This is a genomic window from Mucilaginibacter sp. (assembly GCF_028288205.1).
GTDB lineage: Bacteria > Bacteroidota > Bacteroidia > Sphingobacteriales > Sphingobacteriaceae > Mucilaginibacter.
The window spans coordinates 65365-85374 of sequence record NZ_JAQBOD010000018.1; the positions used below are offsets into that span (position 1 = coordinate 65365).

The 20010-nt window shown below is 40.3% G+C and carries 19 protein-coding genes; 7 read left to right on the top strand and 12 right to left on the bottom strand.

Annotated features, from left to right (window positions below; genetic code table 11):
- Positions 1–224: 224 nt before the first annotated feature.
- Together gcvT and JWR23_RS04405 are read left to right on the top strand one after the other, a co-directional pair.
- Complete coding sequence (gcvT, locus tag JWR23_RS04400; protein ID WP_299513432.1) at positions 225–1304, top strand: glycine cleavage system aminomethyltransferase GcvT; 1080 nt, start codon at positions 225–227, stop codon at positions 1302–1304.
- 4 nt (positions 1305–1308) lie between these two features.
- Positions 1309–2049: a 2-phosphosulfolactate phosphatase gene (locus JWR23_RS04405; RefSeq protein ID WP_299513434.1), complete on the top strand. Its 741-nt coding sequence runs from the start codon at positions 1309–1311 to the stop codon at positions 2047–2049.
- A 157-nt stretch (positions 2050–2206) separates the two neighbouring features.
- Here JWR23_RS04405 and JWR23_RS04410 read toward each other — a convergent pair whose 3' ends face one another.
- The 3 genes from JWR23_RS04410 to JWR23_RS04420 all read right to left on the bottom strand — a co-directional run bounded on the left by JWR23_RS04410 (position 2207) and on the right by JWR23_RS04420 (position 5129).
- The gene (locus JWR23_RS04410) at positions 2207–2533 is read right to left on the bottom strand and encodes a nucleotide pyrophosphohydrolase (protein WP_299513436.1); all 327 of its coding nucleotides are present in this window, start codon (positions 2531–2533) and stop codon (positions 2207–2209) included.
- A 180-nt stretch (positions 2534–2713) separates the two neighbouring features.
- Positions 2714–3169: a D-aminoacyl-tRNA deacylase gene (gene dtd, locus JWR23_RS04415; RefSeq protein ID WP_299513439.1), complete on the bottom strand. Its 456-nt coding sequence runs from the start codon at positions 3167–3169 to the stop codon at positions 2714–2716.
- Between the two features lie 367 nt (positions 3170–3536).
- On the bottom strand, positions 3537–5129 hold the full coding sequence (locus tag JWR23_RS04420; protein ID WP_299513441.1) for a family 10 glycosylhydrolase: 1593 nt from the start codon (positions 5127–5129) through the stop codon (positions 3537–3539).
- A 306-nt stretch (positions 5130–5435) separates the two neighbouring features.
- On the opposite strand from JWR23_RS04420, the gene JWR23_RS04425 reads away from it, so the two are divergent.
- Positions 5436–6347: a hypothetical protein gene (locus tag JWR23_RS04425; protein ID WP_299513443.1), complete on the top strand. Its 912-nt coding sequence runs from the start codon at positions 5436–5438 to the stop codon at positions 6345–6347.
- 97 nt (positions 6348–6444) lie between these two features.
- Here the strand turns inward: JWR23_RS04425 and JWR23_RS04430 are convergent, their stop codons facing one another.
- On the bottom strand, positions 6445–7443 hold the full coding sequence (locus JWR23_RS04430; RefSeq protein WP_299513557.1) for a pyruvate dehydrogenase complex E1 component subunit beta: 999 nt from the start codon (positions 7441–7443) through the stop codon (positions 6445–6447).
- Positions 7444–7570: 127 nt separating this feature from the next.
- Between JWR23_RS04430 and JWR23_RS04435 the strand changes: the two genes are divergently transcribed.
- Positions 7571–9469: a DUF4153 domain-containing protein gene (locus JWR23_RS04435; protein WP_299513445.1), complete on the top strand. Its 1899-nt coding sequence runs from the start codon at positions 7571–7573 to the stop codon at positions 9467–9469.
- Between the two features lie 46 nt (positions 9470–9515).
- On the opposite strand, the gene JWR23_RS04440 is transcribed toward JWR23_RS04435, so the two are convergent.
- Entirely contained in the window at positions 9516–11159 is a 1644-nt protein-coding gene (locus JWR23_RS04440; protein ID WP_299513447.1) for a S8 family serine peptidase, read from the bottom strand.
- A gap of 23 nt (positions 11160–11182) precedes the next feature.
- On the bottom strand, positions 11183–12724 hold the full coding sequence (locus tag JWR23_RS04445) for an aldehyde dehydrogenase family protein (RefSeq protein WP_299513449.1): 1542 nt from the start codon (positions 12722–12724) through the stop codon (positions 11183–11185).
- A 245-nt stretch (positions 12725–12969) separates the two neighbouring features.
- Between JWR23_RS04445 and JWR23_RS04450 the strand changes: the two genes are divergently transcribed.
- From JWR23_RS04450 to JWR23_RS04460, 3 genes are all read left to right on the top strand, one after another.
- A complete protein-coding gene (locus tag JWR23_RS04450; RefSeq protein WP_299513451.1) occupies positions 12970–14373 on the top strand; it encodes a tetratricopeptide repeat protein in 1404 nt (467 codons plus the stop codon).
- Between the two features lie 88 nt (positions 14374–14461).
- Complete coding sequence (locus JWR23_RS04455; protein WP_299513453.1) at positions 14462–15223, top strand: phosphosulfolactate synthase; 762 nt, start codon at positions 14462–14464, stop codon at positions 15221–15223.
- Positions 15224–15234: 11 nt separating this feature from the next.
- Positions 15235–15828, top strand: coding sequence for a hypothetical protein (locus JWR23_RS04460; RefSeq protein ID WP_299513455.1), 594 nt, complete (start codon positions 15235–15237; stop codon positions 15826–15828).
- Between the two features lie 82 nt (positions 15829–15910).
- On the opposite strand, the gene JWR23_RS04465 is transcribed toward JWR23_RS04460, so the two are convergent.
- The 6 genes from JWR23_RS04465 to JWR23_RS04490 form a co-directional block, all read right to left on the bottom strand.
- Positions 15911–16351 carry a hypothetical protein gene (locus JWR23_RS04465; protein ID WP_299513458.1) on the bottom strand — a complete coding sequence of 147 codons (441 nt, stop codon included), beginning with the start codon at positions 16349–16351 and terminating at the stop codon, positions 15911–15913.
- A complete protein-coding gene (locus JWR23_RS04470; RefSeq protein ID WP_299513461.1) occupies positions 16344–16700 on the bottom strand; it encodes a phage holin family protein in 357 nt (118 codons plus the stop codon). Before JWR23_RS04470 ends, JWR23_RS04465 begins: the two co-directional genes overlap by 8 nt.
- Before the next feature lie 76 nt (positions 16701–16776).
- Positions 16777–17043, bottom strand: a complete 267-nt coding sequence (locus tag JWR23_RS04475; protein ID WP_299513463.1) for a YtxH domain-containing protein — start codon at positions 17041–17043, stop codon at positions 16777–16779.
- A gap of 159 nt (positions 17044–17202) precedes the next feature.
- A complete protein-coding gene (locus tag JWR23_RS04480) occupies positions 17203–18246 on the bottom strand; it encodes an AI-2E family transporter (RefSeq protein WP_299513466.1) in 1044 nt (347 codons plus the stop codon).
- A gap of 50 nt (positions 18247–18296) precedes the next feature.
- A complete protein-coding gene (locus JWR23_RS04485) occupies positions 18297–18494 on the bottom strand; it encodes a hypothetical protein (protein ID WP_299513468.1) in 198 nt (65 codons plus the stop codon).
- A 4-nt stretch (positions 18495–18498) separates the two neighbouring features.
- Positions 18499–19953: a sigma-54 dependent transcriptional regulator gene (locus JWR23_RS04490; protein ID WP_299513471.1), complete on the bottom strand. Its 1455-nt coding sequence runs from the start codon at positions 19951–19953 to the stop codon at positions 18499–18501.
- Between the last annotated feature and the right edge of the window lie 57 nt (positions 19954–20010).

Here is a 20010-nt window from a genome sequence, read left to right on the forward strand (position 1 = left end):
AAAGGCAGACGAATAAGTTGTTTCATTTTGTTTCATTACTTTTTTGTAATTAACTCATTGGCAATGCTTTAAGTCAAAATCTTGTTTCACTTGTTTCATTTGTTTCACCCTCGCGTGAAACAAACCTCCGATATAGCGATCCCGGCTTTCGCCTAAAAAGCCTTTTTTTAATCACAGGAAACCTACTTGCATTTTTATTACTTTTGTGCCAAATATAATTTTGCATGAAGAATACAGCGCTAAGTGAAACCCATATAAAGGCAGGCGCCAAAATGGTGCCTTTTGCAGGCTATAATATGCCTGTACAATATGCAGGTATTAATGCCGAACATGAAACTGTACGCAAAGCAGTGGGCGTGTTTGACGTGAGCCATATGGGCGAATTTATATTAAAGGGCGATAAGGCATTAGATTTAATACAACGGGTAAGCAGCAATGATGCCGCTAAATTGTATGATGGCAAAGTGCAATACTCTTGCCTGCCTAATAAAGATGGTGGCATAGTTGATGATCTGCTGGTATATCGTATTGATGATAAAACTTATATGCTGGTAGTTAACGCGTCTAACATAGAGAAAGATTGGAACTGGATAAGCCGGTTTAATACAGATGGTGTGGTGATGAAAGATATATCAGACCGCACTTCGCTATTAGCCGTACAGGGGCCCAAAGCAGCGGAAGCTTTGCAGAGCCTTACTGATATCGACCTGGCATCAATGGAATATTACACCTTTAAAAAAGGCAAGTTTGCCGGTATTGATAACGTAATTGTATCTGCAACCGGTTATACCGGCGCAGGCGGTTTTGAGCTATATTTTGATAATGAGCATGCCGGATTTATTTGGGATGCCATATTTAAAGCCGGCGAACCTTTTGGCATTAAACCTATTGGCTTAGGCGCACGTGATACGCTGCGTTTAGAAATGGGCTTCTGTTTATATGGCAATGATATTGATGACCACACCTCGCCGTTAGAGGCAGGATTGGGCTGGGTAACCAAATTTAATAAAGAGTTTACCAATTCGGCTGTTTTGCAGGAACAGAAGCTGGCAGGTGTTAAACAAAAGCTGGTTGGTTTTGAAATGATAGACCGCGGTATACCCCGCCATGATTATGAGATAGCTGATGCCGATGGTAATATTATAGGCAAGGTAACATCGGGCACCCAATCGCCATCGTTACAAAAAGCCATAGGCATGGGGTATGTAAAAAACGAATTTGCCAAAGAAGGTACCGAGATATACATCAAAATACGCGATAACAGTATTAAGGCTAAAATAGTTAAGCCACCATTTTATAAATAAGATATTGAGCCAGGAATTAAATATACCCAAAGCAAAAAGGTTAGAAGTTTGTCTTACCCCTGCGCTTATACCGCTTTATAAAGTAGAAAATTATATAGTAGTAATTATTGATATTTTCAGGGCCACCACATCCATTTGCTACGGTATTGAAAATGGGGCCGAAGCCATTATTCCGGTATCGCAGGTAGAAGAGTGCAGCGCTTACCGCGAAAAGGGCCTTGACTACCTATTAGCCGCCGAGCGAGATGGCGAAATAGTTACCGGGTTTGATTTTGGCAATTCGCCGTTCTCTTATACCAAAGAGAAAGTTGCAGGCAAAACAATTGTATTAACCACTACCAACGGTACCCATGCCCTGCACTTATCCCGCCAGGCAAAAAAAATAGTAATAGGTTCGTTTATAAACCTAACAGCTATTTGCAACTGGCTAAAGCAGCAAAACGAAAATATTCTATTGGTTTGCTCGGGTTGGAAAAACAACTTTAACCTGGAGGATACCTTGTTTGCAGGAGCCGTTGTTGAGCAATTAAAAGACAGTGGTTTCCGGGTTGATGATCCGGCAACAGCCGCTAATGATCTTTACCATGTAGCTAAAGATGACCTGGATAAATACCTCAAAAAAACATCGCATAGTGAACGCTTAAAAGCGCTGGGTATTGAAAAAGATATAGCTTTTTGTTTAAATGTAGACCTGACTACCGCTATACCTGTTTTGGATGGGGATAAATTGGTTAAGTTGCAGTAATTAAATTCCCCTCTTGAGGGAGCTACTGTGTGTATACCTCTTTCATAAACCAAAATGTCATTTCGATAGAGCCGGGGCGGAAATGGGGGGTGGCGCGAAAGAGAAATCTTATACTACCTGCAAATCCTTATGGTAAGTTGTATAAGATTTTTGCTGCTTACTTCAATTTCTCATTATTCTTATGCCTGTCGGCATCACGGATACTTTTCTTTTCCATGTTTTTTTGCAGGGCCTCTGTAAGGTCTATACCGGTTTGATTGGCCAGGCAAATCAGCACAAATAACACATCGGCCATTTCATCGGCCAGGTTAACTTCCGTATCAGATTTTTTGTAGGATTGCTCGCCATATTGCCGCGCCATAATGCGGGCAACCTCGCCTACCTCTTCCATTAATATGGCAGTATTGGTTAGCTCATTAAAATAACGGATACCGGTTGTTTTTATCCAATTGTCAACCAGTTTTTGTGCTTCAGCTAATGTCATAAGTGTAATATAAATAAAAAACTACGCCATTGCAAACAAGGAACGAGTGTGAACAACCGACCGTAGGGAGCTCATTAATACCTTTAAAAACAAACAACACATTAATAATCTCTATATGTCAAGTAAACGGTATACCTATCGTGTAGAGATTGCCACGCTATCGCTCGCAATGACGCTTTATTAAAAATCCCTGTCTTTCGTGTCCATAATGATAGTTACCGGCCCGTCGTTGGTTAGGCTTACTTTCATATCAGCTCCAAAAATGCCGGCAGCTGTTTTTTTACCGGTTAAGGCATCCAGTGTTTTTGCCATTTGCTCATATAGCGGTATAGCCTTATCAGGCTTTGCAGCCTTAATAAATGATGGCCGGTTACCCTTTTTAGTTTGCGCAAACAGCGTGAATTGCGATATCAGCAATATATTGCCATCTACATCGGCCAACGCTTTATTCATCAGGCCATTTTCATCACTAAAAATGCGCATACCGGTTATTTTTTGAGCCAGCCATTGCAGGTCATCTTCGGTATCGGCATCTTCAATACCCAACAGTACCAAAAAACCCGTACCGATCTGGCCGGTTATATTACCATCAACCTTACAGCTTGCTTGCGAAACGCGTTGTAGTACAGCCCTCATAATAACATCAAGAAGTTAGAATCAGGGGGCAAGATAAATAAAAAACCTTTGTCATTTCTGAACGATCCCGCTGTTTCACATCAGGTGTTTCACCCTATTTTTGCAAAAATCCATAAAACAGCATAAAACACTTATTGTAAGCTATTTATACTATTTTACCTGAAGCTTTGGTACTGTTTCAAAGTGTTTCACTCATTTTGTCAAATTATTAAATATCAATAGGTTAACCTAAAAAAGTGTTTCATGTGTTTCATTGTTTTGTGAAACACTATATCAGGACGAGACAAGCTTTTTCTAACGTAATAACCGTTACTATCCCAAACAGGATTACGCCACGAGAAATTGCCGCGAAGTTGTTGTTGAGCTATTACTCTTTGGAGAGGGACTGGGGAATAGTAATCGCAATGGTTGGCGTTCGGTCACTTTCGTTCTTTAGCCGGTCTATCGCTGTTATTACATATAAATAGGTTTTGCCAGACTGGGTGGTGGTATCAATAAAAATTGGCGTAGCATCATACTGTATATGCAAAATATTTGCCGGGCTGCTCACATCTATCTTTTCTGTTCCTTCATAACGATAGATCACATAGCCGTAAACCGGTTCTTTATCTTCGGCTGGCAATGGGGTATCCCATTTTAGCTGAACATGGTTATTAACAAGTTTTGTAGCAACAAGATTTTGCGGCACATTAGGCGCTATTGAATCTAACCAAAGCATAACAGGCGGTAAAGCAGGGTGCTTGTAATAGGTTAAACGGAGCGAGTCTGTAAAGCCAAGCTTATTGCTGGTTAATGAGTTCGAGCTAAAAAATACGCTGCCCTGCACCCGCGGATTATTTCGCAGCAGTTTTATCTGGTTAGGCAACTCGGCCGGTTGTCTCATAGCTAATGATCCGCGCTCATTTATACGATAGGCCGCCTGGCCCACATATAAATGCCGGTTATAGGTGTTATTGCTCCACCAGCTTAGCAGATTCTCGAACGCGGCAAGGCGGTAATGAATGGGCCAGTACATTTGTGGGTTTATATAATCTACCCATCCTTCTTTTATCCATTTGCGCGAATCGGCGTATAATTCGTAGTTAGAATCGCCGCCATGCGTATCAGACCCTTCGGGATTTTGGGCTTTATTGGCCCATATACCAAACGGACTAACGCCAAATTTCATGTGGGGTTTATGCTTGTGTATACTGTCGCTAAGCATTTTTATTAGTTTGTTCACATTGTCGCGGCGCCAATCTTTAATATCCTGAAAATCACCCCCATATTGTTTAAACGTTGCCGAGTCATTTATTTTTTGCCCGGCAATTTGATACGGATAAAAATAATCATCCATATGTATGCCGTCCACGTCGTAATTATCAACCACGTTTAAAATTACCTGTACAATGTAATCGCGCACTTCGGGCAGGCCCGGATTAAAAAGTTTAATACCCCCGTAAGTAAAGAACCATTCGGGCTTTAAATTGGTGATATGATTAGCAGTCAATAAATTAAACTTGCCATCCATAGTAGCGCGATAGGGATTAAACCAGGCATGCAATTCCATGCCGCGTTTATGAGCCTCGGTAATGGCAAAATCAAGCGGGTCATAAAAAGGTGCAGGTGCCTGCCCTTGTTTGCCGGTAAGCCATTTTGACCACGGCTCCTTACTTTTTGAATAAAAAGCATCGGCAGCGGGCCGCACCTGGAACATAACAGCATTAATGCCGGTATGCTGGTGTGCGTCAAATATATCTGTAAGCTGTTGTTTTTGCTGATCGGTGGTGAGCTTAGTGCTGGTTGGCCAGTCAATATTTACTACAGTGGCTACCCATACACCCCTGAATTCGCGCTTTGGGTCGGTACGGTATTTAAGCTTAGCCAATGAATCTGTTTGGGCCTCTGCCTTAGTTATGATGAGCGCTATATTAGTTATAATGAGCGCTAAAAGAAATATAAAATGGCGAAATTGATACATTAAATGGCTTACTTTAAAAACTGCAAAGATATAAACTCATTAACAAGGCAGTTTATTATAGCAAATAATAATTGTGTTTTAATCAATTTGTAACTACTTTTATCAAAATCACTATTAAAAAAATATCTCCTTAGTAAAACTTTATCATAAATTTTTCATTATTACGTTATTAACAACTAACAATAATAAATGCAGGTAGTAAATTAACTAACTTATTAAGGTTATTTATTAATAATAGGCCAATTACCCGGATTAGTTAACCCGGATTAATTATTATTTATTTAAGAACTAAAATCACTAACTTTTATGGAGAATCAACAAGGACAAGAACCTAAAAAAAATTCGAATGTTATTTACTTTTTGATAGTAGTAATAATTGCATTATTAGGCACCGACGTGTATTTATACATGAAGAAAAATAATTCTGATGTTAAAATAGCCTATCAGGCTGATGAAAAAACCCGGCTGCAAACCGAACTGGATAGCTTAGAGGCGCAGATTGAGCAGGTTAATGCAGGTAAAACAAAAATGACGGCAGAGATGATAGCAAAAAACGACTCATTAAAAGCCAAGATAAAAGTACTGCGGGTTGCCTTAGCTAAAGGCAAACTAACCGCAGCCGAGCTGAGCCAGGCACAGGAAGATGTAAAACAGCTGCGCTACTTTGTTACCAAGTACACTGCCGATATTGATGAACTAAAAAAACAAAATGTTAATTTAACTACCGAAAGGGATACCTTAAAAACCAACCTGACAACCGTTAGCGAAAAAGCCAGTACACTTGAAAAACAAAACCAGGATTTGGATACCAAGGTAAAAGTAGCTTCGGCTTTAAAAGTTGCTACTACAAGCGTAGTTGGGTACAAGGTTAAAAAGAATGGCAAGGAAGTTGACGAGACCAAAGCTAAAAACGTTAATAAGCTAAAGATTAACTTTACTGTGGCAAGCAATGCCGTGGCAGCAAAAGCATCGCACGATGTTTATATACGTATTATTGACCCAACAGGCAACCTGATAACAGGCACCGATAGCGGTACATTTACTGCCGATGGCCAGGATCTGCAATCGACCTATAAAACATCAATTGATTTTAAAGATGATGGCATTAATTATACGGTTGACTGGACCTATGGATCACCTTTTCAAAAAGGCACTTATACTGTATTGTTATATGCCGATGGTTATACTATGGGTAAAACAAGTGTGACGTTTAAATAAAAGAAAATCTTCTTGAATGTCAGGAAGGATTAAAAACAAAAAGCCTGTTATGGAAATAACAGGCTTTTTGTTTTTAATCATATTTTACTTACATATCTTACTTGGTAACATACATTACCTCTTTAACTGCTTTAATAACTCTTTCAGGGTTTGGCAGGTATTCCTGTATAAGGGTTGGGGCATAAGGCAATGGTACATCGCCACCCATAATGCGTAGTATAGGTGCATCTAAATAATCAAACGCGTCTTTTTGTACTTTAAAGGCAATTTCGGTAGCTATAGAGCCTAAGGGCCAGCTTTCTTCAATCAATACCAGGCGGTTGGTTTTTTTAACCGAGTTAATAACCGTTTCATAATCAATAGGGCGAACGGTACGCAGATCTATAACCTCGGCGCTGATGCCTTCTTTTTCCAGTTCGGCAGCAGCGGCGTTAACCACTTTCATGATCTTGCCAAAACCAACAAGCGTTACATCGGTACCCACTTTAGTTACCGCGGCTTTCCCAATCGGGATATAATAGGTTTCTTCAGGTACTTCGCCTTTATCGCCATACATTAATTCCGACTCCATAAAAATAACCGGATCAGGATCAATAATAGCCGATTTTAATAAGCCTTTAGCATCTGCAGGGTTTGATGGTACAACCACCTTTAATCCGGGGCAGTTAGCATACCAATTTTCGAAACATTGGCTGTGTTGTGAGCTTAACATACCCGCGTTACCTGTTGGACCGCGGAAAACGATTGGCACAGAAAACTGACCACCGCTCATCGACATGATTTTGGCAGCGCCGTTTATCACCTGGTCAATCGCCACTAACGAAAAGTTAAAGGTCATGAACTCGATGATAGGTTTTAAGCCATTCATGGCCGACCCTATGCCTATACCGGCAAAGCCTAATTCAGAGATAGGTGTATCTATTACGCGTTTAGCGCCAAACTCGTCCAACATGCCCTGGCTAACTTTATAGGCACCGTTATATTCGGCAACCTCTTCACCCATCAGGTATATTTTATCATCGTTGCGCATTTCTTCAACCATGGCCTCACGAAGTGCTTCTCTGAACTGTATTTCTCTCATCGTATTAATTAAAATGATGTTTTTTTGGAACGCAAATATAAACACTAAAGTGTTAAATGCAATTGATGGCGCTTAACGCATAAGGTTTTTACATTAGTTAGTATTTAAATTTGATTACATTAGATTTATAAACCTTATCTTAATGAAATTTCCTTCCATAAAAAGCCTTGTCGATGGCATTGAAAATACAGTTAAGCGCTTCCCTTTCGAAGTGTTGTTTGCATTAGTCGGCACAGCCGCGGCAGTTACCAATACCGAGTGGATAAACAAAACACCAGTTGTCGAAAGCTGGTGCATACGCACTATGCTGATAGCCAACCTGGGTCTGTTGCTTAGCCTTGCCGTTACTTTGTATACCGGCAGCAAGGATATAAAAGGCACAGCTAAGCTTGTTTTTAAATTTATAGCCGCTTTATTTGCATTAGGTCTGATATTGCTGTTAAACCCGGCCGAGCGAAGTGCCGATTATTTCAGGTTCTTTTTATTTAGCCTGGGCTTTCACTTGCTGGTGTCATTTGCGGCATTTACCAATAAATATCATGTACAGGGCTTTTGGCAGTTTAACAAAACCATTTTTCTGCGTTTTCTGGCGGGTGTATTATATAGCGCGGTTTTATATATGGGGCTTTCTGCCGCATTAGCTGCTGCCAATTTTCTATTCAATTTAAAAATAGAATGGCGCACTTACGTGGTGTTATGGTATTGTATAGCCGGTATTTTTAACACGCTCTTTTTTCTTGCCGGTATTCCTGCCAATACGGCTGCGCTTAATGAAGATACCAGCTACCCTAAAGGATTAAAGATATTTACACAATATGTATTAATACCGCTGGCTACGGTTTATGTGTTGATATTACTGGCTTATGAAGTAAAATTGATAGTCCAATGGAGTCTGCCAAAGGGTATGGTATCAAACCTTATTTTGGGATATGCTGTTTTTGGGATACTATCCATACTGCTTATCTATCCCATACGCGAGCAGGAAAACAATAAATGGATAAAGACTTATGCCCGCAATTTTTATTTCTTGCTGATACCGCTATTGGTATTACTTTTCCTGGCAATGGGCAGGCGGATATTTGCCTATGGTATTACAGAAGAGCGCTATTTTCTACTGATCCTGGCTTTTTGGTTATTGTTTATAACGGCCTATTTCCTATTATCGAAAAAGCAAAATATAAAGGTAATACCAGTTTCGTTATGCTTGTTAACGTTGCTGTCAATATATGGTCCGCAAAGCGCTTTTTCGATATCCACCTATTCGCAGCGCCGTATATTGATCAATATATTTAAAAAGAACAATGCCTACAAAAATGACAAACTGGTATCGGTAAACGGTAAGATCAATAAGATAGAAGGAAATGACGCGGTTGAAAAATTGAGGTATCTTATATTTAATAAAGAACTAAACACTTTGCAGCCATATGTTAATGCCGATCTTGATGCGGTGCGCGACTCGATAGATCATAATAAAGGGAAATGGAAAACCTATATTAGTGATAGCAAGTACGAATTAAAAGGCCGTGAATTTGAGTGGGTGAAAAAGTATTTAGGATTAGATAAATTTGATACAAAATATAGTTACTTGGGAACAGATTCGTTGGGGGTAAATTCGAGAGACTTCTACCGTTTTAGAACCAAAGGCGATGTGATTAGTGTGCTAAATTATGATTATATGGTTGATGCTAATGGACTTGATACGGGTATGATAGAATTTAATGGTTTAAGCTTCCGTCATAAAATTTCATCATATACACTATTAGTGCTTAAGATCGACAATGAGGAGGTTACTTTTAGAGATGATGAGCTGGCAGCTGATTTGTTGAAAAGAAAAGATCTTAATAGTTATTCAGAAGAAAACGGTTCAAATAATGGGAAAAATAACTATACTGTACCGCCAGCTTTACTGACCTTAAAAAAACAAACTAAAAATTATACAATTACTTTATTGATAGATGATTTTGAATTTGGCCAGCCAAAAAAAGGGGTTATTAAACCAATGTATGTAGCAGGTATGTATCTTATTAAAAAAAGGGGTTAGCTTTGACAACTTTTAAAAAGTCGTCAAAGCTTTCATTACTTACCTGCTACTTCTTCCGCTCCCCCTTTAACTGTGATGCCAACTGGATAGCTTTATAAGCATTTACAATACCACCTGTTTTTGATAACGTTGTAAAATCAACCTTTTCGGTTTTGCTACCTGGTTTTAGCACCATAGTACCGGTTAACGGGGTTGCCGATGCAAGGATAACCTGCTTTAATTGTTTAGCGCTCAGCTCGGGGTAGTATTCCAATATCAGTGCAGCCAAACCTGCTGTTATAGGCGATGAAAAGCTGGTGCCATCCGCGGTATTAAATTCGGCATCCATATCTATCGAGGTTACTTTTGCCCCCGGCGCGAAGACATCAACATTCTTTTTACCGTAATTACTAAAGGTAGCCGCCAGATTTTCGTCTAACTTAGCGCCTGACGCGCCTACCGATATTACATTATCCGCATCTGTTGATGAACCATCAGCAAATGTATCATTAGGGAACTCTGGTTTTTCATCCACATCCTGGTTATCATTGCCCGATGCCTGTACCAGCAGCACATCTTTTGAGGCTGCATATTTAAAAGCCGCGTCAACCCAATCTTTATGGGGCGATATTTTTTTACCAAAGCTCATGTTAATGATCTTGGCGCCATTATCAACTGCGTAGCGTATCGCGTTAGCAATATCTTTATCATACTCATCGCCATTAGGTACAGCTTTTATGCTCATTATGCGCACATTATCGGCAACGCCATCAATACCATAGCCATTATTACGCACAGCGCCAATTAAGCCGGCAACGCCTGTTCCGTGCGATGCATCGGGATTTTTTAATATGTTATTACCATAAGGTTTGCCGTCCTGCACGTCCGGGTTATCGCCAACAATACTTTTACGGGTACCCAGGTCAGGGTTAACATCGTTATTAAGCTTGGTCAGATAATCACTTAGTTCTTTAATTATTTTTCCGTTATCGCCGCTTTCCTGCTCAAAAACAGAGGCCCATATACCCTTGCTTTGGGCAATGGTATCGTTAGTGGTATTGGTTATTTTAACCAGGTCGGCCTTATTAAAAGTGGACGAAGAGCTCAATTTCAATTCTCTTTTAATATAGCCGCTGGTTGCCATTAAAGCGCCCATCATTGGCTGAAGCTGTTGGATCTCGCCGTTTGATTTTGTTATGGTTTCATCATGGGTGGTTTTAACCTTTAGCCAGTAGGCATATTCTTTTTCGCCGCCCGCGGGTGCCGTGGTTAAAGTTTCGTACTTAGGTTTTAAGCGGTTGTATTCTCTTACTTCCTCAGTAGTTTCGGTATAATCAACCTTGCCGCCCGGGCCGCCAAGAAAATCCCAGCCGTGTACATCATCTACATAACCATTATGGTCATCGTCAATACCGTTCCCGGGGATCTCTTTGGTATTTACCCAAAGAATACTTTTCAGGTCAGTTTGAGTAGTATCTATACCGCTGTCAATAGTAGCTATTACTACTGTTTTACTTTTTTTACCTTTTAAAAACTGATAAGTATTATTTAAGCTGATGCCGTAAAAGCCGTCAGTCTTCAGGTCCATAAGGTGCCAGTTTTTTGGCAGATCAACCGGCGCGGCCGGAGCAATTTGCGCTGAAATATTTAAACTTAAAAGCAAAGCTCCGCATAGCGCGGAACCGAAGATATAATTCCGGAAATTAGTCATGTATATAAATTTTGTGTAATATATTATAAATCAAATTTAATTGCCTGTGCCAAAGGTAATTTTGTTGAATAATTAATGGTGTTGGTTTGTCGCCTCATATAAACCTTCCACGCATCTGATCCTGATTCGCGGCCACCGCCGGTTTCTTTTTCGCCGCCAAACGCGCCGCCAATTTCCGCTCCCGACGTGCCAATGTTAACATTAGCAATTCCGCAATCTGATCCGGCATTAGATAAGAACGTTTCTGCCTCGCGTAAATTGTTGGTTATGATGGCTGATGATAAACCTTGCGGCACACCGTTTTGTAAAGCAAGGGCTTCATCCAGCGTTTTATACTTTATTAGATAAAGTATGGGCGCAAATGTTTCATGCTGTACAATGCTAAAATAATTTTCCACTTCGGCCACACAAGGCTTAACATAACAGCTGGATGAATAGTTTTCGCCTTCCAGCTTGCCGCCTTCAACTACAAACTTACCGCCTTCGGCTTTGCATTTTTCTATGCTGTCTAAATAAAGCTTCACTGCGTCATGATCTATCAGCGGACCCATATGATTATTTTCATCCAGCGGATTACCAATGCGTATCTGCCCGTATGCCTTTACCAGTTTTTGCTTAAACGCCTCGTAAATATTTTCATGGATAATTAGCCTGCGGGTGCTGGTGCAGCGTTGCCCGGCCGTGCCCACGGCGCCAAATACCGCGCCTATCAGCGCCATATCCAGGTCGGCATTTTCAGTTATAATGATAGCATTGTTACCACCAAGCTCTAACAAGCTACGTCCCAAACGTGCGCCAACTGCCGCGCCGACAGCCTTACCCATACGGGTTGAGCCGGTGGCCGATATTAAAGGCACGCGTTTATCATTCGCCATTAATTCGCCAATGTTCCTGTCGCCAATAATTAAACAGGATACACCTTCGTCAATATGATGCTTTTTAAATACAGCCTGCGCGATATGCTGGCAGGCAATAGCGGTTAACGGGGTTTTTTCTGATGGTTTCCATATACAAACATCCCCGCAAACCCAGGCCAGCATTGCGTTCCAGCTCCATACCGCTACCGGGAAGTTGAATGCGGATATAATACCCACAATGCCTAACGGGTGATATTGCTCATACATGCGGTGCTCGGGTCTTTCAGAGTGCATGGTTAGGCCGTAAAGCTGGCGGCTCAGGCCTACGGCAAAGTCGGCAATGTCTATCATTTCCTGCACCTCGCCCATGCCTTCCTGCAGGCTCTTGCCCATTTCGTATGATACCAGCTTGCCTAAATGAGCTTTGTTATCGCGCAGGGCGTTGCCAATCTCGCGCACTATCTCGCCCCGCTTAGGCACGGGAATGGTGCGCCAATTAATAAATGCTTTGGCGGCCTGCTCCACTACTATATTATATTCTTTTTCGGTAGCGATATTAACAGATGCTATCTTTTGCCCGTCTACAGGCGAGATAACATCTTTAATAACGGTATTTGGCCCGCTGCTCCATATATTACCCGTGCTGTAAGCATGGTTTATGTTATCTATATGTAAATGTTTTAGTGTATCTGTAATATCCACGCCCATAATTCGTTACTTTGTATTATCAAAGGTAAAAAATCTTTAAGGCAATTATTATCAACTCATCCTATTGCCACCAATTGCTTAGTATTAGTAATCAAGGCTTTGCAAATAACGATGTTGAAAATGTTTGTATGTTGAAAACTAAATTGCTTTACAGGCGCTTTTATCTTGTAATTTAAACACAGCTAAAGCTTGGTAAGTGACATAAAAAGTTGCATATTAAGCCCATTGTTCTGAAACACTATTGAATGGAAGAAGAATTTGAATTTGGTTTTACCGAAGATCCAAAGTTTTCGGTAGAACGGTACGAGGAAATGATTCGTAATCATGACCAGTACTTTTTTGATGCCCAGGCGTTTGAGAACATTATCGATTATTATATCGAAAAGAACGACCCCGCCAAGGCGCTGCAGGTAACAGAGTATGCCATTAATCAACATCCTTTTGCCGCTGTATTTTTAATTAAGCAAGCCCAGCTTTTAGCTATCACCAATCATGTCACGCAGGCATTTGCGGCTTTAGATAAAGCAGCAATGCTCGAAGCATCTGACGCGGATATATATATCATCCGCGGTAATATGTATGAGAGTATGGAGCGTTATGCCGAGGCACTTGAGAATTATGAAAAGGCCCTTGACCTTGCCGAAGAAACCGACGAAGTACTACTGCATATAGCCTACGTTTACCAAAACATGGGCGATTACGAAACATCCATTACTTACCTAAAGCTTTGCCTTAAGCAAAACATGGAAAACCAGGATGCTTTATATGAACTGGCCTTCTGTTATGATGTGCTGGATAACCAGGAAGAAAGCGTTCAGTTTTATCAGCAGTATATAGATACAGAACCGTACAGTTATGCCGCATGGTATAACCTGGGTAACGCGTTTACCAAGCTTAGCCTGTTTGAAAAGGCTATTGACGCGTACGATTATGCCATCCTGATAAAAGATAGCTTTGCATCTGCTTACTTTAATAAGGGTAACGCGTTGGTTAATCTGGAAAAATATGCGGAGGCTATTGAAGTTTATCGGCATACATTTGAGTATGAGCAGCCTAACGCTGATACTTATTGCGCCATTGGCGAATGCTATGAAAAGCTGGAGCAGATGGATGATGCACGGGCCTTTTATAAAAAATCGGTTAAAATGGACCCTAAGCTGGCCGATGCCTGGTTTGGTATAGGTGTTACGCTTGATTTTGAAGAACGCTATTTTGAGGCCCTGCACTTTTACAAAAAAGCGCTTGATCTTGATCTGATCAATGCCGATTACTGGTTTGCTATTGCCGATGCAGAATATAAGCTTGGCCATATGGACGAAGCCGAAGAGGCTTACGAAAAAGTGGTAGAGCTAAACCCAATGGATATTGATGCCTGGCTGGATTACTCATCTATATTATATGAGCAAAAAAGATTGGTTGGTGCTATCGAGATCATATCGCAAGCCATAAAAAACAACCCGGAAGCGGCAGAATTGTACTACCGCATGGTAGCCTACCTGTTTGCTAAAGGCGAGTATAACGAAGCATTAAGCCATCTGGAACAGGCTTTGACTACCGACCCGGAAAAACATTATATATTATTTGACTACCTGCCTCAATTGCAGGAAAACAAGGTGATATTGGATATAATTAACCGATACGCTAAGTAATAGTTAATTTGCTGTTAAAAAAGCTAAAACGTTTCCCGTTTTAGCTTTTTTTTATGACTTTTACGGCCAACACAACAACATCGTTTTTATGAACTATAACATCAATAATCTTCCCGAGCGCATTCAAAAACCACGTGATAGTGGTATCACCATGATTATGGATAAGGGCCTTAGTTTAAGGCAGGTTGAAGATTTTTTGGAAGTTAGCGGCACTTATACCGATATTGTTAAGCTGGGTTGGGCAACATCATACGTTACTCCTAACCTGGATAAAAAAATAGCCATGTACCAGGAAGCCGGCATCCCGGTTTATTTTGGCGGTACGCTGTTTGAAGCCATGATAGTACGCGGGCAGTTTGATGACTATTGCCGCATACTGGATAAATACAAGTTGCAGCATGCCGAAGTATCAGACGGCTCGATAACTATTGACCATGATGAGAAATGCGAATACATCCGCAAGCTGGTTAAACAGGTTACGGTGATATCCGAAGTAGGATCAAAAGACGTGCAGAAAATATTTGCGCCTTATAAGTGGATACAGTTAATGAAGGCCGAGTTGGAAGCCGGTTCATGGAAGGTAATTGCCGAAGCACGCGAAAGCGGCAATGTAGGCATCTACCGCGACTCGGGAGAGGTAAGGCAGGGATTGGTTGATGAGATACTTACGCAAATACCAGAGCAAAGTATAATCTGGGAGGCCCCGCAAAAGGCGCAGCAAGTTTGGTTCATTAAGCTGATAGGCGCAAACGTAAGCCTGGGGAATATTGCCCCGGCGGATGCTATTCCGCTTGAAACACTGCGATTGGGTATCAGGAGTGATACTTTTGATCACTTTTTGGGGCTGTAAAACTTAACTCAATGAGCAGGCTGCTTTATTTAACTATATTACTTTTCAGCCTTGGTGGATTCACCACTAAAAATAAGGATGAGGTAAAAAATTTCTATGGAACACATGAAACATTAACTTTCGATAAAGTTGATTTTAAATTAAGTGCGAGTTATCATCCTAATGAACATTATTATAAGCAAGAATATATACCATCCGGAGAATCGGCAGATCATTTTAATTCAATGCTTGTAATTGATTTTTATATTACCGAAGCACCAAATAAAAAATTAGCCGAATTAAAGGAAAAGGAGTTGGATGAACGAAAAAAGACAGATGCTGTAGCTAATTATGAGCAGTTTGAGAATACCGCATTGGGTGAATATATTTTGGATTTTATATTAAGCGATGGCAAAGCGGATAAGCTTAATGTAGTTGAACATAATATATACCATTATATAAACTACACTGACAAATCAGGCCATAAAGGGATATTGCTGTTTGGCATAAGTAAACGCGGTTATGGCGATGGAATTACTAATTTTATAAAGTCAGTGAAAGAAAATAAAATTGACAATATTAACAAGCTGTCCGCCTACCCCGTTCCTAAAATAGAAATCAAATAATTCTCAACACTATTAATAAGCTATCTGTGAGGGCACAGACCAGCGGGGGGAATAATTCTGCCAACCGCCTGGAAACTGCCAACTAATCCTTCTTTATCTTCCTAAAAGAGGTAACCTCAGGCTTTTTGTTTTTGGCTGATTTATCAAAAAGATGACTAACCTTGCCAAATAGTCCTTTGGCTTTATCCCAAACGCTTTCTATAGAATCTTCTGAAATATAATGAGAGGCTTTTTGTGATACCAGGCCAACCAGCGCTTTTACCAGGAAGTTGGACTTGCGGAATATTGTTTTATTTAAAGTAAATGGTAATATAAAACGGGATATCACACCTAAAAAATCCTGGTTAAATATTGCGCCATCTTGATTGCCCCCTTTGCCAAATAAAGAATATATAGTTGAAAACACTGCACCGGGGCTATTAAAGCGTTGCTTTAGAGCAATGCGTTGTTCGCGTTCCAATCCCTGTAAACGCAATATCTCGTTCTTTAAGTCATCATGATTATTAATAGGCAAATTAATCATTGCTTTTATGTTTAAATATCTTATGCACAAAGGCGTTGGCAATTGGCTTTTCAATACTTTTTTTATTAACCTTTATAATAATGGCCATTAATAGGTATATCAATGCAACGCAGCCAAACCCTTCCCATAAAGAATCAAGCAACTGCGACAGGTAAAAAGCTAAGGTAAAACTGGCAAATATAAAAGCCAGTACCATACTTATAACAACAACAACATCGGCAACTAAGCCTGCAAAAATTGTTGAGCCGCCATCAATAGCTTTGTATTTCGCCAGTTTAAAGCGAAGCTCGGCATACTCCTTAAGCTGGTCAATCAGCGGCGGTTGCGGTTCTTTTTTGGCTTCTTCCATGGTTGGTTTAGTCTTAAATCCAAAGCCTTAAGTCCTGTGTCATTTATGACTAAAGACTTAAGACCTTGGGCTTGATTTATGCGTGTTCCAAATCATCCTGGTATTCATCTTCAGCGCCTTTTATTTTGCCTTTAATGTTCTCAACAACTTTGTCTTTAAAACCAACAAGGTTATCAATCTCTGCCGCTGCTGTCTCTTTTATAGAGTCGCCAAGGTTTTTTAATGATTCGCTTAGCTTGTCGCGTGTTTCGTCACCTTTGTCGGGAGCAAACAATATTCCCAACGCCGCTCCTGCTGCAAGCCCTGCAAGTAAGGCTACAACTACTTTTGTGTTATCATTCATATTAAACAGGTTTTTATGTTGAACATTTAGTTATATAACGATTAAATATCTTGCCAAATATAGTTAATCCAATATTTTGTATCTGTTTAGCTATAATTATTTAATTTTTAATTGCATTAGCATGTTGTAAATTGTTCACAAAACTAATCAATACTATGGTCAATTATCGGTTCCGCTCCTTATTCGTTCCAGCCTGTCGGCGGCCATGCGGTTAGTTTCGTATATCTCTATCAGCAATAAAAAGTAAGATAACAATAATGGGCCAAATACCAATCCCAATATCCCAAATAAAGGTAAGCCAATAAATACGCCTATTACTGATATTATAGGGTGTGTATTAGCTACGCGTTTATTAATGATCATTCGTAGTACATTATCAATATTGCCAATAAACAATAAGCCATAGGCTAACAGCAATATGCCTTTTACGGTATGGCCGCTGGTAAAGAGGATAATACTTGCCGGTATACATAAGGTGGGCGCTCCCACAACCGGTAAAAACGCAATAAATGAACCTATTACTCCCCAAAATACAGGATCGGGGATGCCGAATATCCAAAAGCCGTTTGCCAATAATGTTCCCTGAGTAAGCGCTATTATACCTTGCCCTAAAACGTTTGAATAGGTAGAGCTGCGCAAAGCTTCTGCAAATTTTAAAGCGTATTGCTCGCGGAAAGGGGCATATTTAAGTAAGCCATTTTCAAACTCCTTGATCTGTACAAACATAAAATACAGCAGGAAATACAATACCAGCAGCGTTAAAATAATGTTTGCCGCACTGCCTAATATGGATGGAAAAAGATCAGTTGCGTAAACGCCCAGCTTTTGCAATGTGTTTTCGGCAAAGCGCGGCTGCTTAAAAGTATTTCCGGCAAAAGCGTCAATTTTTATCATCCACTCCTGTATGGGGAAGTTGCTGCTGTTGAGGTTTGATATTTTACCTATAACCATAAAGCTTAATGCCAGGAAAGGTAAAACGATAACAATGAGTGAGGTAAAAATAATAATAAGTGCAACAGCCGTTCGGTTCCAGCCCTTTTTATCAACCATATACAAATAAAACGGCCGGAAGATAGTGAACAACACAATTGCACCAAGTATGGCGCTAAACAACCCGCTTAAAGCATATAATATAAAGCAGCCCAGCACAATAATGCTGACCAGTATAATAGTATTACGCTGTTTATAATTAAAAATAGACATTTAAACGTGCTGAGTGTACACCAATATAAACAAAGAAATGCTAAATAGTTTTATTCGGGCTGCTTTAAGAGTTCATTTATTTTTGCAGTACTGCTAAATATGGTTTCAATGCAAAATGTATTGTCTGGGGTAGGGTTGGGTATTTCATACCGCAAGGCTTCCAATGCCAGGTGGATATTTGAAAGCTGATTTTTAATATCATGCCGAAGCGTGCGCATAGTTTCGGCGTCAACAGGTTTATTGCTCATTACGCTATTTTAAATTGATGCCTTTCATTTTATTATAAAGCGTTTTGCGGTCGATATTTAATATCTCGGCAGCCCGGGTCTTATTAAAATTAACTTCGCGCAGCACTTTTAAAATTGTATCGTACTCGGCTTCCTGGGCAGCATTTTTCAAATCGTGCCTTATTTCATTTACCCCATTGCGTTCAGAGGCAGGCTGATTGTAATTATTAGGCTGGTTATAGTCGTTAGATTGATTATAGCTGGTTTGCTGGCTATAATCAGTCACGGGTAATTTATAACTGGATATTTCGAGTGGCAAAGCTTTTGTAGTTATTTCGCTACCCTCGCTTATTAAAGCGGCACGGCGCACTATATTTTTCAATTCGCGCACGTTACCCTGCCACCGGTAATTCATAAAACATTCAACCACCTCGGGCGAAAAGTGGCTTACATTGCGGTCCAGCTCTTTATTTGCAGCTTGTAAAAAATATTCTGCAAACAGCATAATATCATTACCACGCTCGCGCAAAGGCGGCATGTATATGCTAAACTCGTTAAAGCGATGATACAGATCTTCCCTGAAACGGCCTTTTTGCATAGCTTCTACCAGGTTTTCATTTGTAGCCACAATAATGCGTACATCCAGATCGATCTCTTTGGTGCTGCCTATTCTTTTTACTTTACGTTCCTGTACAGTCCGTAATAAAGCTGCTTGTATCTCGTAGGATAGATTGCCAACTTCATCTAAAAACAAAGTGCCGCCGTTTGCCATTTCAAAGTGGCCAATTTTTGTAGTGAACGCGCCTGTAAATGAGCCTTTTTCATGGCCAAAAAACTCGCTGGCCGCCAATTCTTTGGTAAGTGAGCCGCAATCCATAGCAACAAATGCATGGTTGCTGCGGTGGCTATGCAGGTGAATACTTTTAGCTACTTCTTCTTTACCCGAGCCGCTTTCGCCTAAAATAATAACGCTATAATTCGTTGGTGCAACCAATTCTATCTGGCGTAAAAGCTCTTTTGACGCACGGCTTGTACCAGCTACAACGCCATCCGCCAGTATTGTTTTTTTATTGGATTTAGTAACAGCTGCCACATCATCCTCACTTTCAAACAGCGCCTGCCGCGTTTCAAGAGCTTTGGTAATGGTATTTAATATTTCATCAGGATATAAAGGCTTGCTTATATAATCATAAGCCCCCATTTTTATCAACTCTACAGCCATTTTAATGTCTGAGTAGCCGGTAATTATAATAACACCTGTTTTTGGGTATTGGCTTTTTATTTTCCGCAGCATTTCGCGGCCATCTGTATCTTCCAGTCGGTAATCACACAGAACCAGGTCAAATTCCTCGTTTTTGAGGTATTCCATACCACTGCTTCCACTTGATGCTGTACTTACAGCAAAACCGTTACGTGTTAAAAACTTTGATAGTAATAACGCAATGTTTACTTCATCATCTACGATGAGAATTTTTTTCATATTAGCAATTACGGTTAACCGGTAACGTATTAATTTGTTAAGTTACACAAAAATGCT

What these genes read in the sequence shown, in the direction of transcription:
- JWR23_RS04425 (WP_299513443.1), top strand. Translation starts at nt 5,436, where the DNA reads ATGGAGAATCAACAAGGACAAGAACCTAAAAAAAATTCGAATGTTATT.
- JWR23_RS04475 (WP_299513463.1), bottom strand. Translation starts at nt 17,043, where the DNA reads ATGAATGATAACACAAAAGTAGTTGTAGCCTTACTTGCAGGGCTTGCA.
- JWR23_RS04450 (WP_299513451.1), top strand. Translation starts at nt 12,970, where the DNA reads ATGGAAGAAGAATTTGAATTTGGTTTTACCGAAGATCCAAAGTTTTCG.
- JWR23_RS04440 (WP_299513447.1), bottom strand. Translation starts at nt 11,159, where the DNA reads ATGACTAATTTCCGGAATTATATCTTCGGTTCCGCGCTATGCGGAGCT.
- JWR23_RS04410 (WP_299513436.1), bottom strand. Translation starts at nt 2,533, where the DNA reads ATGACATTAGCTGAAGCACAAAAACTGGTTGACAATTGGATAAAAACA.
- JWR23_RS04470 (WP_299513461.1), bottom strand. Translation starts at nt 16,700, where the DNA reads ATGGAAGAAGCCAAAAAAGAACCGCAACCGCCGCTGATTGACCAGCTT.
- JWR23_RS04480 (WP_299513466.1), bottom strand. Translation starts at nt 18,246, where the DNA reads ATGTCTATTTTTAATTATAAACAGCGTAATACTATTATACTGGTCAGC.
- JWR23_RS04420 (WP_299513441.1), bottom strand. Translation starts at nt 5,129, where the DNA reads ATGTATCAATTTCGCCATTTTATATTTCTTTTAGCGCTCATTATAACT.
- gcvT (WP_299513432.1), top strand. Translation starts at nt 225, where the DNA reads ATGAAGAATACAGCGCTAAGTGAAACCCATATAAAGGCAGGCGCCAAA.
- JWR23_RS04490 (WP_299513471.1), bottom strand. Translation starts at nt 19,953, where the DNA reads ATGAAAAAAATTCTCATCGTAGATGATGAAGTAAACATTGCGTTATTA.
- dtd (WP_299513439.1), bottom strand. Translation starts at nt 3,169, where the DNA reads ATGAGGGCTGTACTACAACGCGTTTCGCAAGCAAGCTGTAAGGTTGAT.
- JWR23_RS04465 (WP_299513458.1), bottom strand. Translation starts at nt 16,351, where the DNA reads ATGATTAATTTGCCTATTAATAATCATGATGACTTAAAGAACGAGATA.
- JWR23_RS04460 (WP_299513455.1), top strand. Translation starts at nt 15,235, where the DNA reads ATGAGCAGGCTGCTTTATTTAACTATATTACTTTTCAGCCTTGGTGGA.
- JWR23_RS04435 (WP_299513445.1), top strand. Translation starts at nt 7,571, where the DNA reads ATGAAATTTCCTTCCATAAAAAGCCTTGTCGATGGCATTGAAAATACA.
- JWR23_RS04445 (WP_299513449.1), bottom strand. Translation starts at nt 12,724, where the DNA reads ATGGGCGTGGATATTACAGATACACTAAAACATTTACATATAGATAAC.
- JWR23_RS04455 (WP_299513453.1), top strand. Translation starts at nt 14,462, where the DNA reads ATGAACTATAACATCAATAATCTTCCCGAGCGCATTCAAAAACCACGT.
- JWR23_RS04485 (WP_299513468.1), bottom strand. Translation starts at nt 18,494, where the DNA reads ATGAGCAATAAACCTGTTGACGCCGAAACTATGCGCACGCTTCGGCAT.